A 14850-nucleotide genomic window follows, 5' to 3' on the forward strand; every position below is an offset into this window, starting at 1 on the left:
CATGGCCATAAACAGGCTACCTGAAACTTTGCTTTGCTGCCCGGCGATTTAACGGCGTTGCAGTTTGGCCTTCAGGCAGCCTCCGTTTTAAAACAGGCTATCCACCGGATTGCCGCCACCCTCTCCGCCATCACCCCCGGGCTGGCGCGGCTGGGGCTGGGGCGCAGGTTTCACCGGCACCTCAACCGGTCGGATTTCGGTTTCCTGCGGAGCAATCGGCTGAATCGGCACTTCCTCGACGGGAGTAGTCGGCGCAGCGCGGCGCGGATTCGGGCGCTCTTCCGGCTCGGATGCCTGGGAGGCAGCATTCATATCGGCAGCAGACGGCGGGCTGTAGGTTTGCCCGCTTACAGCCGATGCGCCGTTAGGCTGCCAAATTTCCACGCCCTGCTGCGGCGCGGAAGCATCGCCGATTCCCATGCGGGCGCTATCCGGCCTGCTCAGCATCAGCCACACCATCGCCAGCAATACAATCACCACGATAAACGCCACAATAAATAAAATCTGCACTGCTCGGCTGAATATACTGCGCGGCGGTTTTTTGTAAGAAGAAGGCATTTCTTTGCCGGACATGGGTTTTCCTTATGATTCCGAAACAGGGGGATTAGCGCACATTACCGGGCACAAAGGTTTCATACAGCGTAACCACCTGCTGCACACCGGCAGTGGTGCTCACGGTATTGCTAACCAGCGCCTGCTCTTCAGGCGTGAGGATGCCCATCACATAAGTAACGCCGTTATACGTTACCACTTTCACATGGTTGGCCGACACCCCCTTGGTGCCGATAAGCGTGGTGCGCACTTTGGAAGTAATCCATGAATCGCTGCTCACATCGCCGAAGCCGCGCTGGGCTGCGGAGGCTACCTGAATATAGTTGTAAACTTTCTGAGCGTTGGGCTGGGCGCGCGCCACGCGCTCCACAAACGCTTTGTCGGCCTCGCTGGCCACCAGGCCCATCAGCAGCACCTGGCGGTTGAAGCTCACTACAGAAAGCTTCGGCTCAAAGCCCTGCATGGTGTTGTTGTTGCGCAGATGAGTGAGTGCCGTGTTTTGGATGCGCACTTCCATCACTTGGTCATCAGCCTGCGCGCCGGTGCTGCGGCGGTCGGTGGCCGACATCACGCCGAATGCGCCAGCACCCACCAGCGCGGTAACACAGCCGGAGAGCGACAACGGCAGCAGGCACAACAGCAGGAGGCGGAAACTTTTTTTCATGATTTATTGTCCTTTTGAGCGGAAATAGGTGAAGCGTTTATTCTTCAAACAAAGCGGTATCGATATGATCGCACAGGGCGTGAATCAACAGGATATGGATTTCCTGAATCCGTGCCGTGCGTTGATGCGGCACATTGAGCAGCACATCGCCCTCAGCCAGCACACCGGCGATTTTGCCGCCGTCGCGCCCGGTGAGCGCCACCACGCTCATGCCCTGCTCGCGGGCGGCTTCGATGGCGGCAAGCACATTGCCGGAATTGCCGGACGTGGAAATCGCCACCAGCACATCGCCCGGGCGGCCGAGGGCAGACACTTGGCGGGCAAAAATCTGATCAAAGGCATAATCATTGCCGATGGCGGTGAGCGCGGAAGTATCGGTGGTGAGCGCGATGGCGCCCAGCGGCATGCGTTCTTTTTCAAAACGGCCGGTGAGCTCGGCGGCAAAATGCTGCGCATCGGCTGCCGAACCGCCGTTGCCGCACACCAAAATCTTGCCGTCGGCCATCAGCGAATCCAACAGCAACGCCGCGGCCCGCGCCGTCGGCTCGGCCAATTGTTCGGCACACTGCTGTTTGGCGGCAATGCTTTCCTGGAAATGCTGTAATACGCGTTGGGCGGCTGGGTTCACAACAGGCTACCTGAAAATAGTAAATGAGAACGCCGGCTATTGTAGCGGCATATGCTGGTTTGAACAATTACCGATAACAGGTAAGCGGGAAGAGATTTGCTGAAAGCATTGGCTGCAATACGGCCAAAACAAGCAGCGCTAGTTCGGCGAAGCGCAACACACAATCACAAGTTTCAGCCAAGCCAAAAACCTCATCCTTTTTCAGCTAGCCTGTCTGCTCCACAACCGCCAGCTTCAATACCCGCCGATATTCTGCAACCACTGCGGCGGTTGATCACTTTCAATCAAGATGGCATCGATACGGCAAGGTTGATTCGGCGCATTTTGCTGGAGCCAGGTTTCGGCGCTGCGGCTGAGTTTGGCCAGTTTGGCCGGAGTGATGCTCGCTGCCGCGCCGCCGAAGCTTTGGCTGCGCCGCTGCCGCACTTCCACAAACAAATACACCCCGCCCTGCTCGGCGATGATGTCGATTTCGCCATAGCGGCAATGCCAGTTGCGCGCCAGGATGCGGCACCCCTGTTTTTTCAGGTAGCCTGCGGCGGTATCTTCGGCAGCTTGGCCGGTGGCGTGGTTGAGGCGCATGGTTTTCCTTTCGTGCGATACCGCAAATCAGCTCCGCTTCCGCCACGGCCTACCCCGCCTTGTATCGGAAGCTGGTTTAATTTGCTATAGTTTGCGGCGTTTCAAACGCAATCATACCCGAAGAGAATGTGGCAAAAAATATTGGATAAGGCGGCTGCGCAGATTGAGCCGCAAACGCTGTATGTGGTGGCAACGCCCATCGGCAACCTGGCCGACATCACGCTGCGCGCGCTGGCGGTATTGCAACGGGCAGACTTGGTGTGCGCGGAAGACACGCGCGTGAGCCAGCAGCTGCTCTCGGCCTACGGCATCCGTGCCAAGCTCGTGAGCGTGCGCGAACACAACGAACGGCAAATGACCGACACCATCACCGCCGCGCTCGCCGCCGGGCAGGTGGTGGCGCAGATATCGGATGCGGGCACGCCGGCAGTGTGCGACCCTGGTGCGCGGCTGGCCGCGGGCGTGCGGGCAGCGGGCTTCAAGGTAGTGCCGGTGGCCGGGGCCAGCGCGGTGATGGCGGCTTTGAGCGTGGCCGGGGTAACGCAGTCGGATTTTTATTTTGCCGGCTTCCTGCCGCCCAAAGCGGGCGAACGGGCGCAATGGTTTGAGCGTTGGCGCGAAGTGCCCTATGCCGTGGCCATGTTTGAAACGCCGCACCGCATCGAGGCGGCACTCGCCCAAATGGCCGAAATCCTGCCCAACCGGCATTTGGTGCTGGCACGCGAAATCAGTAAAACGTTTGAAACCTTTATCAGCGGCAGCGTGGCCGACGTGCTGGCTGCCGTGCGCGCCGATGCCAACCAGACGCGCGGCGAAATGGTGCTGGTGCTGCACCCGCCCGAAACTGCCGCCGCCAACGAACTGAACGACCAGGCGCGGCACATCATGAGCCTGCTCGCCGCCGAACTACCGCCGAAAAAAGCCGCCGCGCTGGCTGCGGAAATCAGCGGGGCAAACAAGAAGGCGCTGTATGAATGGGCGGTGGCGCAGAAGCAAGAGGGAGCATAAGAGCAGCCTGCTTAAACGGGTATGGAAATCAACGGAAGCCGTCTGCAGAAGAAGGCTGCTGCGCTGCACCGAATTGCCATACTGCCTATACCGTTCTACAGTCTGCCTTGTTTCATCTCGATTCTAACCAGCGTTAATCGGCCAAATCCAAAACCAAAATCTTCTCCAGCAACTGCCGCAGAGCCTGGGCACGGTGACTGAGCCGGTTTTTGGTGTCGGGATCAAGCTGGGCGGCGGTTTGCTGCCATTCGGGCAGGTAGAAATGCGGGTCGTAACCGAAGCCGTTGCTTCCGGCCGCCTGCTCCTGCCATTGCCCGTGCCACACGCCTTCGGCAATCAGCGGCTGCGGGTCGTCGGCATGGCGCACCAAAACCAGCACGCAAACGTAATACACGGCACGGTCGGCCTGCGTAGCCAAATCAGCGCTCAGTTTGGCGTTGTTGGCCGCATCGGAGCGCGGTTCTGCTCCGGCATAGCGTGCGGAGAGCACGCCCGGCGCGCCGTTTAGGGCGGGGGCGCAAATGCCGCTGTCGTCGGCCAGAGCAGGTAGGCCGCTGTGCCGACTGGCGTGCCGTGCCTTGGCCAACGCATTTTCCACAAAACTCACATACGGCTCCGGGCATTCGGGCACGGCAAAATCCGACTGCGGCCGAACCCGCCAGCCGAGCTCGGCAAACAGGGCGTTGAATTCACGCAATTTCCCGGCGTTGCCGCTGGCCAATACCAATTCTTTCACGATGCCTCCTTGTCTGCCGTCTGATCTTCGCTTTCCGGCTGCTGCAAAGCAGCCTGTTGCATCTGTTGGGCGGCAATCAGCTGCTTTTCGCGCAGGAACTTGGCCAACGAAGCCATCTGCCCGGCCACACACAAGAAGGCAGCCAAAAAGCAGGCGATGGCGGCGGCGGTGTGTTTTAGAATAAACAACACATTGCCTGCCAGCAGCAGCAGGATAAATAAAATGGTAAACAGCGCGGTAAGTTTCAGGTAGCGTCTGGTTTTATTCATGGCGATATGCGGTGGAACAAGTAAAGATTTAATTGGAATAATTGAATTTCAAAAATTTTATGACCAAAGCAATTATCGCCTATATTGAAAGGCAGCAAGCTGCAGACAATACGGCAATAGTACGTTGAGCCAACGTATCAGGATAGCAAAGCGCCTTGGCTATAAAGAAAACAGGACAAAACTACTAATCCAATTTTAACTCCGTTGAACATGGTGCTTTCAGGTAGCCTGAATCATTAATCGTTTCAATAAATAAAAATTAGCCGAATGATATAGTGAATGAAATTTAAATCAGGACAAGGCGACGCGCCGCAGACAGTACAGATAGTACGGCAAGACGAGGCAACGCTATACTGGTTTTTGTTAATTCACTATAACTGCCCTACCCTGGTTGCATGACAGCCCTATGTTTTCAGGTAGCCTGAAGGCTACCTGAAAACATAACTACCAATCTTTTATTTATTGCAGCGGATCGTTTGGCTGTTCGGTATCCTGCGAGGCCTCATGTTGTTCTGCCACATCCTGCTGGATATCCGTCATATCGGGCTTATCGCCATATTGCTGTTTTAGCTGCGACACACCCTCTTTAGCTACTCGTGCCGCGTGTTCGGACGCCGATTTAACCGCCTGTGCGCTACTACCAATGATTTTTTGCAGGCCTTCGGTATCATCGCGGGCAAAACTCTGTGCTTGTGCATCGAATTTTTCATCATCACTGTTGAAATATTCCACCGTACCAAACGACAACTTCTGCGCCACCAACACGGCGGGGAAGGAGTTGCGGTAGCTGTTGAAACGGCGCACGCGGTTATTGTAGCCTTCGCGACGCTCGAGAATTTCATTTTCCAAACGCTCCAGCTGCCCCATCAGCTTTTGATAGGTGGCATCGGCTTTCAGTTGCGGAAACGATTGTGCCATGGCCATCATCTGTTGGGTATTGTTAGCCTGAGCCACTTTAAGTTGCGTGATCTGCTCGTGCTCCAAATAGCCGGATGCAATTTCGATAATCTGCCCGCTGAGCTGCTGGCGTTTTTTCAAACCGGCCTGCAAATTGGAAAACCCTTCACGAATGCTCTGCATACTGCTTTGCAAGGTGTTGTAAACCTTAACCAGCCAACCGATGGCAACGGCAACAATAATTAGCAAGAACAAAAGCATGTGTGCAACTCCTGAATAATGGTCGAAAATAAGGAAACAAACGCGGCGTATTGTAACAGTTCTCCATTTGTTTTTGTTTGCCTCACGTCTTGCTAGACAACCGGCCGCAAGGTAAGGCTACCTAAAAACCATCGAGTTGTGCTAAGGAGAAACAGCCCTGTGGATACAATCAACTTGCAGGTATAGTGGATTAAAATAAGAATGGAATAAGGCGGCGAGCCACAGACAGTATGAGCAATACGGCAAGGCGAGCCAACGCTGTAGCATTCCTATTTTAATTCACTATAATTTGAAGACAACACAAAAGCAGCCTTAATCTGCATTAAAGGCTGCTTTCTCATTGCGTGATCAGCGCAGTTCGTTATACAGGCGGCTTAACCAGGTTTGCGCATCTGCGCCTTGGTAGGGGCTGCCGTCTTTGTTTGCCAACACCAATTGGCTGGCATTGTTGCCCTGCGGCTGCACCGCCACCACAAATTCGGGCCGTGCCTGCGGCTCGGCGGGTTTGCTGCTGCGGCCGAACAGGCGGCCGAAGAAGCCGGGTTTTTCTGTGCGTACGGCTTCGCCCTCTGCGGGGGCTACCTGAACCAGATAGGCTTGGCGCTGGGTGTCTTGGCCGGTAACGCTCAGGCCGATGCGGTCGAGCGCGAGGCCGACGCGGCGCCAGTTGCGGGCTTGGTCGCCACGCAAAATCAGGCGGCCGTTTTCCAGGCTGGCCAAATCGCCGCTACGCGGGGCGGTAGATTGCTGCTGCTTCAGCGCCTGCTCAATCTGCTGTTCGTCCGCACCCAAATACTGCATGAAGCGGCCGAGTAAGGCGGCTTCCAAAGCGGTATCGCGTGGCGAGGGCTGCCACATGGTGGTGTCTTTGTTGCGGTCGGCGTAGGTTTCCTTCATGCCGCGATGGGTGAAGAATACATCGGTACCACCCTTACTGTTGCGCTCCAAGCGGATGGTGAATTTGTCGCGCTCGCCGGTGGAATACACCCCGCCCAGGCCGACGCGTTCAAACAGGCGGCGCAGGCCGTCTTGCGGCAGTTTGGCACGGTTTTCCGCCCAATCGGTTTCCATCAGGCCGATGCCCGGCTCTTCGCGGGCAATCACGAAACCCTGCTCCTGCCAGAAGGCATGCAAGAGCGGCCATACTTCGGCCGGGGTTTTGTTGGCGATGTTCAGCCAACGCTCGCCACCTTCCCGATGCATGGTGATGTTTTTCACTTCGGCCAACACAGGCGAGCCGGCTTTGTTGGCCGTGGCCTGACGGTTGCGCGCCACATCGCTGGCACGCACCGAACCGCCTGCGGGCAGGTTGTACACATTACCTTGCGAAGGGTTGTCCAAATCAGGCGGCACTTCCAAGCTCACCACTTTGCGGTTTTCGGTTTGGTAGTCCAGCTTGGGGGTTTCGTTTTTGGTGGAGCAACCGGCCACCAGGCTGGCCATCAACAAGGCGGCGGGCAGTTTGAATGCGTTCATACAGCTATGTCCTTCAGGGTTGAAACTTGGGATGAAATCCAATTAAATCAGTTGCAATTTCTGCAGTGCGGCGTTCACGCGCGCTTGGCCAACTTCGCTCAGGCTGACCATCGGCAAGCGTACGGCGCGGCCGCACAAGCCCAGTTTTTCCAGCGCCCATTTCGGCGCGGCCGGGCTGGGCTCGCAAAACATTTCTTGGTACAGCGGCACCAATTTGGCGTTCAGCGCACGGGCTTCGGCCAGATTGCCGGTCAGCGCGGCGCGGCACATATCGGCAAACAGCTTGGGTGCCACGTTACCCGCCACGGTAATCACGCCGTGTGCGCCGCACAGCATGGCGGCCATGCCGGTGGGGTCGTCGCCGGAATACACGGCAAAATCTTCGGGTACGCGGTTGAGCAGTTCAACCATGCGCCCGATGTCGCCGCTGGCTTCTTTGATGCCGATGATGTTGGGGATTTTGGCCAGGCGCAGCACGGTGTCGTTATTCATATTGACCACGGTGCGGCCGGGCACGTTGTACACAATCATCGGAATATCCGCCGCTTCGGCAATAGCGGCGAAGTGGCGGTAGATACCTTCCTGCGGCGGTTTGTTGTAGTACGGTACCACGGAGAGCGTAGCATACGCGCCGGAGCCGACTGCCGCGCGGGACAGCTCGATGGCTTCGCTGGTGCTGTTCACGCCGGTACCGGCGATTACTGGGATGCGGCCGTCGGCAAAACGAATGGCCGCCTCGATTACTTCAATCTTTTCCGGCACGCTGAGCGTAGTGCTCTCGCCGGTGGTGCCGACAGCGACAATGGCATCGGTGCCGTTGGCAACATGCCAATCAATCAGGCGTTGGAATTGTTCGTAGTGGACACTGCCATCTTCACGCATCGGGGTGATGATGGCGACAAGACTACCGGTTAGCATGGCTCAACCTTATATTTGGTGGGTGGTCGAAAACGGGGCGATTGTAGCCTATTTTGCCGGCTTGTGCGAAATATTGCATAGATTAAAACTTGCTTGCCGGAATGATCTACCAAGCGTGGGCAATGCGGGTTAGCAAGCCGTATTTATCATTAAAAATAAATATATTAGGTAGTTCAGGTAGCCTTTTGAGCATACAAGCCAGGCTACCTGAAAACATAGCAAAACAGGGTTTACGGCAGCCTATTCCGCTGCTTCCGGCAGCAATTTGACGCTGTTTACTCGCCCCCAACCGCCGGTTTGCCAGCCATCCGATTGATGATTTTCTCGCCGCGCAGCTGGTGCAGCACCGCCATGGCGATGTGCCCGAAAGCCAGCATAAACAGCAAATACGCCAGCTTGCCGTGTGCCGCGTTGCCCAGTTGCGTCATCCACTCGATAGGCTGCTCGATTTTATGCATCACCGTGATGCCGAACACTTCCAAATCACCGCGTGCAGAACCGTACTGGCGAATCATCGCCACCACCGGCACCGCAGCCATCAACACATACAGCGCGGCATGCCCCAGCTTCACCACCAAGCTGCCGTGCGGGCGGTTGTGCCAGTTGGCCAGCACCCAAACTAGGCGCAAGGCCACCAAAACCAGCAGCAGGAAGCCCACCGATTTGTGGTAGCCCATCAGGCTGTAATATTTTTCGTTGATATTCCACATGGCCGCTGTGCACAGCATAAAGGCAAACATGGCCGCCATCAGCCAATGGAAAAAACGGCTGAGGGTGCCGTAGTATTGTGGTGTGTCTTTCATTGTTATTTCCTTTTTTAAAACCGAAAAGCGGCGAATTATAACGGATTAGATTAACTTTCGATACCAAGCGGTAAGCCGCAGGCAATACACGGCAATCGAACGCTCTCCGGGCTCTGTCGGCAATATAGTGAATTAACAAAAATCAGGACAAGGCGGCGAGCCGCAAACAGTACAGATAGTATGGCTGTACTGGTTTTTGTTAATTCACTATAAAAAGGCTACCTGAAACATTTCAGGTAGCCTTTTGATGATTAAAACACCACGCAGCTTACTTGCCAAACAACGCCGCCACCATCTCAGCCTGCTCTTCGGTAAACGCGGGTTCGCCGAGGCGGGCGGCCACGGTGTATTCGTTGGCAAACTGCCGCTGGGCAGATACCGCCTGCCATTCTTTGAGCTTGGCGGTTTTGCCCTGTTTGAGCTTGGCGGCGGTTTGCAGAGCGGTTTGTTTGCGGGTAGGCATGGCAGAAAATACGGTTTAAATAGCAGGATAGGTTTTCAGGTAGCCTTGATTGTGTTTGAGGCTACCTGAAAAACGGATTACTGGGTGAGCAGTGCCAAAGCCTCGCGGTATTTGGCCAAGGTTTTTTCGATAATCTCGGCGGGTACGGCGGGGGCGGGGGGCTGTTTGTTCCAGCCGCTTTGTTCGAGCCAATCACGGATGAATTGTTTGTCGAACGAGGGCGGGTTGCTGCCGGGCCGGTATTGGTCGGCAGGCCAGAAGCGGCTGGAATCGGGGGTGAGCACTTCGTCCATCAGGGTGAGCGTGCCGTTTTCGTCTAGGCCGAATTCGAATTTGGTGTCGCAGATGATGATGCCGCGGGTGCGGGCGTAGTCGGCGGCTTCGCTGTAGAGGGCGATGGCTTTGCGGCGCACTTCTTCGGCCAGCTCGCGGCCGATGATGCGGGCGCATTCGTCAAAGCCGATGTTTTCATCGTGGTTGCCCACTGCGGCTTTGGTGGACGGGGTGAAGATGATTTCGGGCAGCTGCTCGGCTTCGCGCAGGTTTTCAGGTAGCCTGATGCCGCACACGGCGCCGGTTTGGCGGTATTCTTTCCATCCGCTGCCGGCCAAATAACCGCGCACGATGGCTTCGATTTTTAAGGGTTCGAGCCGTTTGGCCACCACGGCGCGCTTTTCCAGCGCGGCAGCTACGTCGTGCGGCAACACGTCGTATACGGTTTGGCCGGTGAAGTGGTTGGGCATGATGTGCGAGAGTTTGCCAAACCAGAAATTGGAAATCTGGGTGAGGATTTCGCCTTTGCCGGGAATGGGTTCGGTCAAGATCACATCGAAGGCGGAGAGACGGTCGGAGGCAACGATGAGCATGCTGCGGCTGTCGATTTCATACAGGTCGCGCACTTTGCCGGAATAGATTTTTTTCAACGGAATAGTGGTCATGATGGATTATCGGGCGGGTGGTCGGAAAGTCGGTATTCTAGTCCAATTACCGCACGGAAAAAACGGCGGCATGGAAATATCCTGCCCGAAGGCGGCAAAACAGTTGCCGAACTGCATTTTATGTTTGAGAATGCTGCCCGCATCAGCAGGCTACCTGAAAGCCTAAGCCTCAACGCGGTTTCAAATGAAACCGAAGCGCTTATTTTTCAGGTAGCCTCCCGTTCCATCCCTCACGTAAGGAAACATCATGAGCAATCTGATTATTGAAGACATCGAAACCGGCAGCGGCAAAACCGCCGAAAAAGGCAAGCGGATTTCTGTGCACTACAGCGGCTACCTCGCCGACGGCAGCAAATTCGACTCCAGCCTCGACCGCGGCCAACCGCTCACCATCATCCTGGGCGTGGGTCAGGTTATCCGCGGCTGGGACGAAGGCTTCGGCGGCATGCGCGAAGGCGGCAAACGCAAGCTCACCATCCCGCCGGAAATGGGCTACGGCGCACGCGGCGCCGGCGGCGTGATTCCGCCGAACGCCACTTTGATTTTTGAAGTGGAATTGCTGAAAGTGCACGATTAATCGGCGTCTTGCTGCATAAGGAAAGGCTACCTGAAAACCGTCATCCAAGTTTTCAGGTAGCCTTTCCCTTTTCTTTGCCGATGGATTTTCAGGCAGCCTCTTGCACACGAAAGGCTACCTGAACATTTTGCTCCCGCGCCAGCGTTACAACAAATGCGCCACCGCCGCGCGTTCGTCTTCCAACTCTTTGAGCGTGATGCCGATGCGTTCGCGGCTGAAGTCGTCGATCGGCAAGTCTTTAATCACGCGGTATGCGCCGTTTTCGCACACCACGGGCAAGCCGAAAACAAGGCCTTCGGGGATGCCGTAGGCGCCGTCTGAAGGCACGCCCATGGTTACCCAGCGGCCGTTGCTGCCGAGCACCCAGTCGCGGATGTGTTCGATGGCGGCGTTGGCGGCGGAGGCGGCGGAAGAAAGGCCGCGCGCTTCGATGATGGCGGCGCCGCGTTTGGCCACGGTGGGCAGGAAATATCCGGTATTCCACGCATCATCGTTGATCAGCTCTTTTGCGCTTCGGCCGTTTACGGTGGCGAAGCGGTAGTCGGCATACATGCTGGGGCTGTGGTTGCCCCACACGCACAGGCGATCGATGCCGCTCACGGAGCAGCCGGTTTTGAGGGCGATTTGGCTCAGGGCGCGGTTGTGGTCGAGGCGCAGCATGGCGGTGAAATTGCGCGCGGGCAGGTCGGGCGCGGATTTCATGGCGATATAGGCGTTGGTGTTGGCGGGGTTGCCCACCACGAGCACTTTCACGTTGCGGCTGGCCACTTTGTTCAACGCGGCGCCCTGCGCGGTGAAGATGTTGGCATTGGCATGCAGCAGGTCGGCCCGCTCCATGCCTTTGCTGCGCGGGCGTGCGCCGACCAAAATAGCGATTTCCGCATCTTGAAACGCGGCTTCGGGGTCGCTGGCGGCAAACACATCGGCCAGCAGCGGGAAGGCGCAGTCTTGCAGTTCCATAATCACGCCCTGCACGGCCTGCTGCGCCTGCGGCAAATCGAGCAGTTGCAGGATAACGGGCTGGTCTGCGCCGAGCATGTCGCCGGCGGCAATGCGGAATAATAAGGAATAGGCAATCTGGCCGGCTGCGCCGGTTACGGCGATGCGGACGGGGGCTTTTTGGGGGCTGGTGTGGGTCATGGCTTGAGGAATTGGAGTGAAGAAGGATATTTAAAGTGTGCAATGCTGCCACAGATTTTCAGGTAGCCTGAGGCAGCGTGTAAAGCTGCGTTATGATACATAAAGTTGGCATATTTGTGGTGCTTTTCCGTTATTTTATATTAAGAACAAGAACAAACGCGATGCCGAATAACCTGATTATTTATCTGACAATTAGCCAAAATCCTCTTGGCAAACAATTACTCACTTTGATGCGTGTTATGTTAAGTTGATTTAAAACAAAGGCTGCTATATGATTTATAGCTGGGTAAACGTGGCCATTTTCGGTTGCCGCGCCCTGCCCGATAAAGGCTACCTGAAAATGTTTTCAAGCATCCGCAGGCGGCTTTTGGTTTTGAGTGTCGGCTACGGCCGGCTTGGGATATTGCCAATCTGAGGAAGTTTCGCCATGCGAACGACTAACAGACCGATATTCCTGGACATCATCAGCATCCGGCTGCCGATTCCGGGGATTGTTTCCATTCTGCACCGCATCAGCGGCGTGCTGCTGTTTATCAGCCTGCCGCTTCTGTTATGGCTGCTCGCCGGCACGCTGGACAATGCCGCTGCCTTTGAATCTTACCGCGCCTTCGTGGCCCATCCGCTGGTGAGAATCGGCCTGCTCGGGCTGCTGTGGGCCTATCTGCACCACTTTTTTGCCGGTATCCGCTTCCTGTTTCTGGATGCGCACAAAGGCCTGGATTTGAACACTGCCCGCACCACCGCCAAAACCGTGATGGCGCTGGCTTTGATCTGCACCGCGATTTTGGGGGTATGGCTATGGTAGACCGCAAACTGACCGGCGCGCACTACGGCCTGCGCGATTGGGCGATGCAGCGCGCCACCGCCGTGCTGATGCTGATTTACACCGCCGCGCTGATTGTATTCCTGCTCGCGCTGCCGGGCGATTACGCCGCATGGCAGGCGTTTTTTGGCCAAACTTGGGTGAAAGTGTTTACCCAAATCAGCTTCATCGCGCTGTTTCTGCATGCCTGGGTGGGCATCCGCGATTTGTGGATGGACTACATCAAGCCGTTCGGCCTGCGCCTGTTCCTTCAGGTAGCCACCATCGTTTGGCTGGCAGGCTGCATGGTTTACTCGGTTAAAGTGATTTGGGGTTGAACAAGATGACTTATCCTATCCGAAAATTCGATGCCGTTATCGTTGGCGGCGGCGGTGCCGGCCTGCGTGCGGCGCTGCAACTCTCCAAAGCCGGCCTCAACACCGCCGTGCTCTCCAAAGTATTCCCCACCCGCTCCCACACCGTGGCCGCGCAGGGCGGCATTTCCGCCTCGCTGGGCAACGTGCAGGAAGACCGCTGGGATTGGCACATGTACGACACCGTAAAAGGTTCCGACTGGCTCGGCGACCAAGACGCCATCGAATTCATGTGCCGCCGCGCGCCCGAAGCCGTGATTGAACTGGAACACATGGGCATGCCATTCGACCGTGTGGAGAGCGGCAAAATCTACCAGCGCCCCTTCGGCGGCCATACTGCCGAGTTCGGCAAACGCGCCGTAGAACGCGCCTGCGCCGTGGCCGACCGCACCGGTCATGCCATGCTGCATACGCTCTACCAGCAAAACGTGCGCGCCAACACCCAATTCTTCGTGGAATGGACCGCGCTCGACCTCATCCGCAACGAAGAAGGCGATGCCGTGGGCATCACCGCCATGGAAATGGAAAGCGGCGACGTGTATATCTTCCACGCCAAAGCCATCCTGTTCGCCACCGGCGGCGCCGGCCGCATCTATGCCTCTTCCACCAACGCTTTCATGAACACCGGCGACGGCCTGGGCATCTGCGCCCGTGCCGGCATCCCTTTGGAAGACATGGAATTTTGGCAGTTCCACCCCACCGGCGTGGCCGGTGCGGGCGTGCTGATTACCGAAGGCGTGCGCGGCGAAGGCGGCATCCTGCTCAACGCCGACGGCGAACGCTTCATGGAGCGCTACGCCCCCACCGTGAAAGACCTCGCTTCGCGCGACGTCGTTTCCCGCGCCATGTCGCTGGAAATTCTGGAAGGTCGCGGCTGTGGCAAAAACAAAGACCACGTTTTGCTGAAAATCGACCACATCGGCGCAGAAAAAATCATGTCCAAGCTGCCCGGTATCCGCGAGATTTCCATCAACTTCGCCGGGGTCGATCCGATTAAAGACCCGATTCCCGTCGTGCCCACCGTGCACTACATGATGGGCGGCATCCCCACCAACTACTTAGGCGAAGTGGTTGCGCCGAAAAACGGCAACCCCGAAGCCGTCGTGCCCGGCCTGTATGCCGCCGGCGAATGCGCCTGCGCCTCGGTGCACGGTGCCAACCGCCTCGGCACCAACTCCCTGCTCGACTTGGTGGTGTTCGGCAAATCCGCCGGAGACAGCATGATTGAGTTCATCAAGCAGCACCCCGACATCAAACCGCTGCCCGAAAACGCCGGTGCGCTCACCGAACAACGCCTGGCACGGCTGAACAGCCAAACTGGCGGTGAAAACGTGGACGTGCTGCGCGGCGAACTGCAACGCACGCTGCAACGCCACGCCGGCGTATTCCGCACCGACGCCATTCTGAAAGAAGGCGTGGACAAAGTACTTGCCTTGGTGGAACGCAACAAACACACCGAAATCGGCGACAAGAGCATGGTGTGGAACACCGCCCGCATCGAAGCGCTGGAGCTCGACAACATGATGGAAGTGGCCAAAGCCACCATGATTGCTGCCGAAGCCCGCAAAGAATCGCGCGGCGCCCACGCCTCCGACGACCACCCCGAGCGCGACGACGAAAACTGGATGAAGCACAGCCTGTTCTACTCCGCCGACAATAGCCTGGCCTACAAACCCGTGCACACCCAGCCGCTCAGCGTGGAATACATTAAGCCTGCCAAGCGCGTTTACTAGAATAAAAACAACTATCTGGAATTTTCAGG

General features: G+C 56.9%; 19 protein-coding genes. 6 read left to right on the top strand and 13 right to left on the bottom strand.

All coding sequences use genetic code 11. From position 1 onward, the window contains the following. Window positions 1-87 precede the first annotated feature (87 nt). From A7Q00_RS05375 to A7Q00_RS05390, 4 genes are all read right to left on the bottom strand, one after another. Window positions 88-573 carry a hypothetical protein gene (locus A7Q00_RS05375; protein ID WP_064089590.1) on the bottom strand — a complete coding sequence of 162 codons (486 nt, stop codon included), beginning with the start codon at window positions 571-573 and terminating at the stop codon, window positions 88-90. A gap of 31 nt (window positions 574-604) precedes the next feature. Then, entirely contained in the window at window positions 605-1216 is a 612-nt protein-coding gene (locus A7Q00_RS05380) for a BON domain-containing protein (protein WP_064089591.1), read from the bottom strand. Window positions 1217-1253: 37 nt separating this feature from the next. Then, the gene (locus tag A7Q00_RS05385; RefSeq protein WP_064089592.1) at window positions 1254-1844 is read right to left on the bottom strand and encodes a phosphoheptose isomerase; all 591 of its coding nucleotides are present in this window, start codon (window positions 1842-1844) and stop codon (window positions 1254-1256) included. A gap of 234 nt (window positions 1845-2078) precedes the next feature. After that, window positions 2079-2426: a YraN family protein gene (locus A7Q00_RS05390; protein ID WP_064089593.1), complete on the bottom strand. Its 348-nt coding sequence runs from the start codon at window positions 2424-2426 to the stop codon at window positions 2079-2081. Window positions 2427-2552: 126 nt separating this feature from the next. Between A7Q00_RS05390 and rsmI the strand changes: the two genes are divergently transcribed. Then, window positions 2553-3434 carry a 16S rRNA (cytidine(1402)-2'-O)-methyltransferase gene (rsmI, locus tag A7Q00_RS05395; protein WP_064089594.1) on the top strand — a complete coding sequence of 294 codons (882 nt, stop codon included), beginning with the start codon at window positions 2553-2555 and terminating at the stop codon, window positions 3432-3434. Between the two features lie 133 nt (window positions 3435-3567). Here the strand turns inward: rsmI and A7Q00_RS05400 are convergent, their stop codons facing one another. The 8 genes from A7Q00_RS05400 to A7Q00_RS05435 form a co-directional block, all read right to left on the bottom strand. Then, window positions 3568-4170, bottom strand: coding sequence for a non-canonical purine NTP pyrophosphatase (locus A7Q00_RS05400; protein ID WP_425387501.1), 603 nt, complete (start codon window positions 4168-4170; stop codon window positions 3568-3570). Beyond that, window positions 4167-4439 carry an NGO_0222 family membrane protein gene (locus A7Q00_RS13865; RefSeq protein WP_064089595.1) on the bottom strand — a complete coding sequence of 91 codons (273 nt, stop codon included), beginning with the start codon at window positions 4437-4439 and terminating at the stop codon, window positions 4167-4169. Before A7Q00_RS13865 ends, A7Q00_RS05400 begins: the two co-directional genes overlap by 4 nt. 459 nt (window positions 4440-4898) lie before the next feature. Beyond that, window positions 4899-5597, bottom strand: coding sequence for a LemA family protein (locus tag A7Q00_RS05410; RefSeq protein ID WP_082887758.1), 699 nt, complete (start codon window positions 5595-5597; stop codon window positions 4899-4901). Window positions 5598-5945: 348 nt separating this feature from the next. Then, window positions 5946-7073: an outer membrane protein assembly factor BamC gene (gene bamC / locus A7Q00_RS05415; RefSeq protein WP_064089596.1), complete on the bottom strand. Its 1128-nt coding sequence runs from the start codon at window positions 7071-7073 to the stop codon at window positions 5946-5948. Between the two features lie 42 nt (window positions 7074-7115). Continuing rightward, window positions 7116-7991 carry a 4-hydroxy-tetrahydrodipicolinate synthase gene (gene dapA, locus A7Q00_RS05420; protein ID WP_064089597.1) on the bottom strand — a complete coding sequence of 292 codons (876 nt, stop codon included), beginning with the start codon at window positions 7989-7991 and terminating at the stop codon, window positions 7116-7118. 275 nt (window positions 7992-8266) lie between these two features. Continuing rightward, window positions 8267-8794 (bottom strand): cytochrome b, encoded by a 528-nt coding sequence (locus tag A7Q00_RS05425; RefSeq protein ID WP_082887759.1) that lies wholly within the window; start codon window positions 8792-8794, stop codon window positions 8267-8269. A gap of 268 nt (window positions 8795-9062) precedes the next feature. Continuing rightward, the gene (locus tag A7Q00_RS05430; RefSeq protein WP_003822771.1) at window positions 9063-9257 is read right to left on the bottom strand and encodes a hypothetical protein; all 195 of its coding nucleotides are present in this window, start codon (window positions 9255-9257) and stop codon (window positions 9063-9065) included. A 77-nt stretch (window positions 9258-9334) separates the two neighbouring features. Beyond that, window positions 9335-10195, bottom strand: a complete 861-nt coding sequence (locus A7Q00_RS05435) for a phosphoribosylaminoimidazolesuccinocarboxamide synthase (RefSeq protein WP_064089598.1) — start codon at window positions 10193-10195, stop codon at window positions 9335-9337. On the opposite strand from A7Q00_RS05435, the gene A7Q00_RS13425 reads away from it, so the two are divergent. Next, complete coding sequence (locus tag A7Q00_RS13425) at window positions 10194-10361, top strand: hypothetical protein (protein WP_156503747.1); 168 nt, start codon at window positions 10194-10196, stop codon at window positions 10359-10361. The two genes, A7Q00_RS05435 and A7Q00_RS13425, sit on opposite strands and share 2 nt — an antisense overlap. Before the next feature lie 81 nt (window positions 10362-10442). Then, complete coding sequence (locus A7Q00_RS05440; RefSeq protein WP_064089599.1) at window positions 10443-10772, top strand: FKBP-type peptidyl-prolyl cis-trans isomerase; 330 nt, start codon at window positions 10443-10445, stop codon at window positions 10770-10772. A 144-nt stretch (window positions 10773-10916) separates the two neighbouring features. Here the strand turns inward: A7Q00_RS05440 and A7Q00_RS05445 are convergent, their stop codons facing one another. Continuing rightward, window positions 10917-11912 (bottom strand): malate dehydrogenase, encoded by a 996-nt coding sequence (locus tag A7Q00_RS05445; protein ID WP_064089600.1) that lies wholly within the window; start codon window positions 11910-11912, stop codon window positions 10917-10919. Between the two features lie 427 nt (window positions 11913-12339). Here A7Q00_RS05445 and sdhC point away from each other — a divergent pair, with 427 nt between their 5' ends. From sdhC to sdhA, 3 genes are read left to right on the top strand one after another with little or no spacing between them, the layout of a single operon-like run. Next, complete coding sequence (gene sdhC, locus A7Q00_RS05450) at window positions 12340-12717, top strand: succinate dehydrogenase, cytochrome b556 subunit (RefSeq protein ID WP_064089601.1); 378 nt, start codon at window positions 12340-12342, stop codon at window positions 12715-12717. Further along, window positions 12711-13052 (top strand): succinate dehydrogenase, hydrophobic membrane anchor protein, encoded by a 342-nt coding sequence (gene sdhD / locus A7Q00_RS05455; protein WP_064089602.1) that lies wholly within the window; start codon window positions 12711-12713, stop codon window positions 13050-13052. The genes sdhC and sdhD overlap by 7 nt, the downstream gene beginning before the upstream one ends. Before the next feature lie 5 nt (window positions 13053-13057). Next, window positions 13058-14821, top strand: coding sequence for a succinate dehydrogenase flavoprotein subunit (gene sdhA / locus A7Q00_RS05460; RefSeq protein ID WP_064089603.1), 1764 nt, complete (start codon window positions 13058-13060; stop codon window positions 14819-14821). The last annotated feature ends 29 nt before the right edge of the window (window positions 14822-14850 follow it).

It is taken from the genome of Eikenella halliae, from assembly GCF_001648475.1.
GTDB lineage: Bacteria > Pseudomonadota > Gammaproteobacteria > Burkholderiales > Neisseriaceae > Eikenella > Eikenella halliae.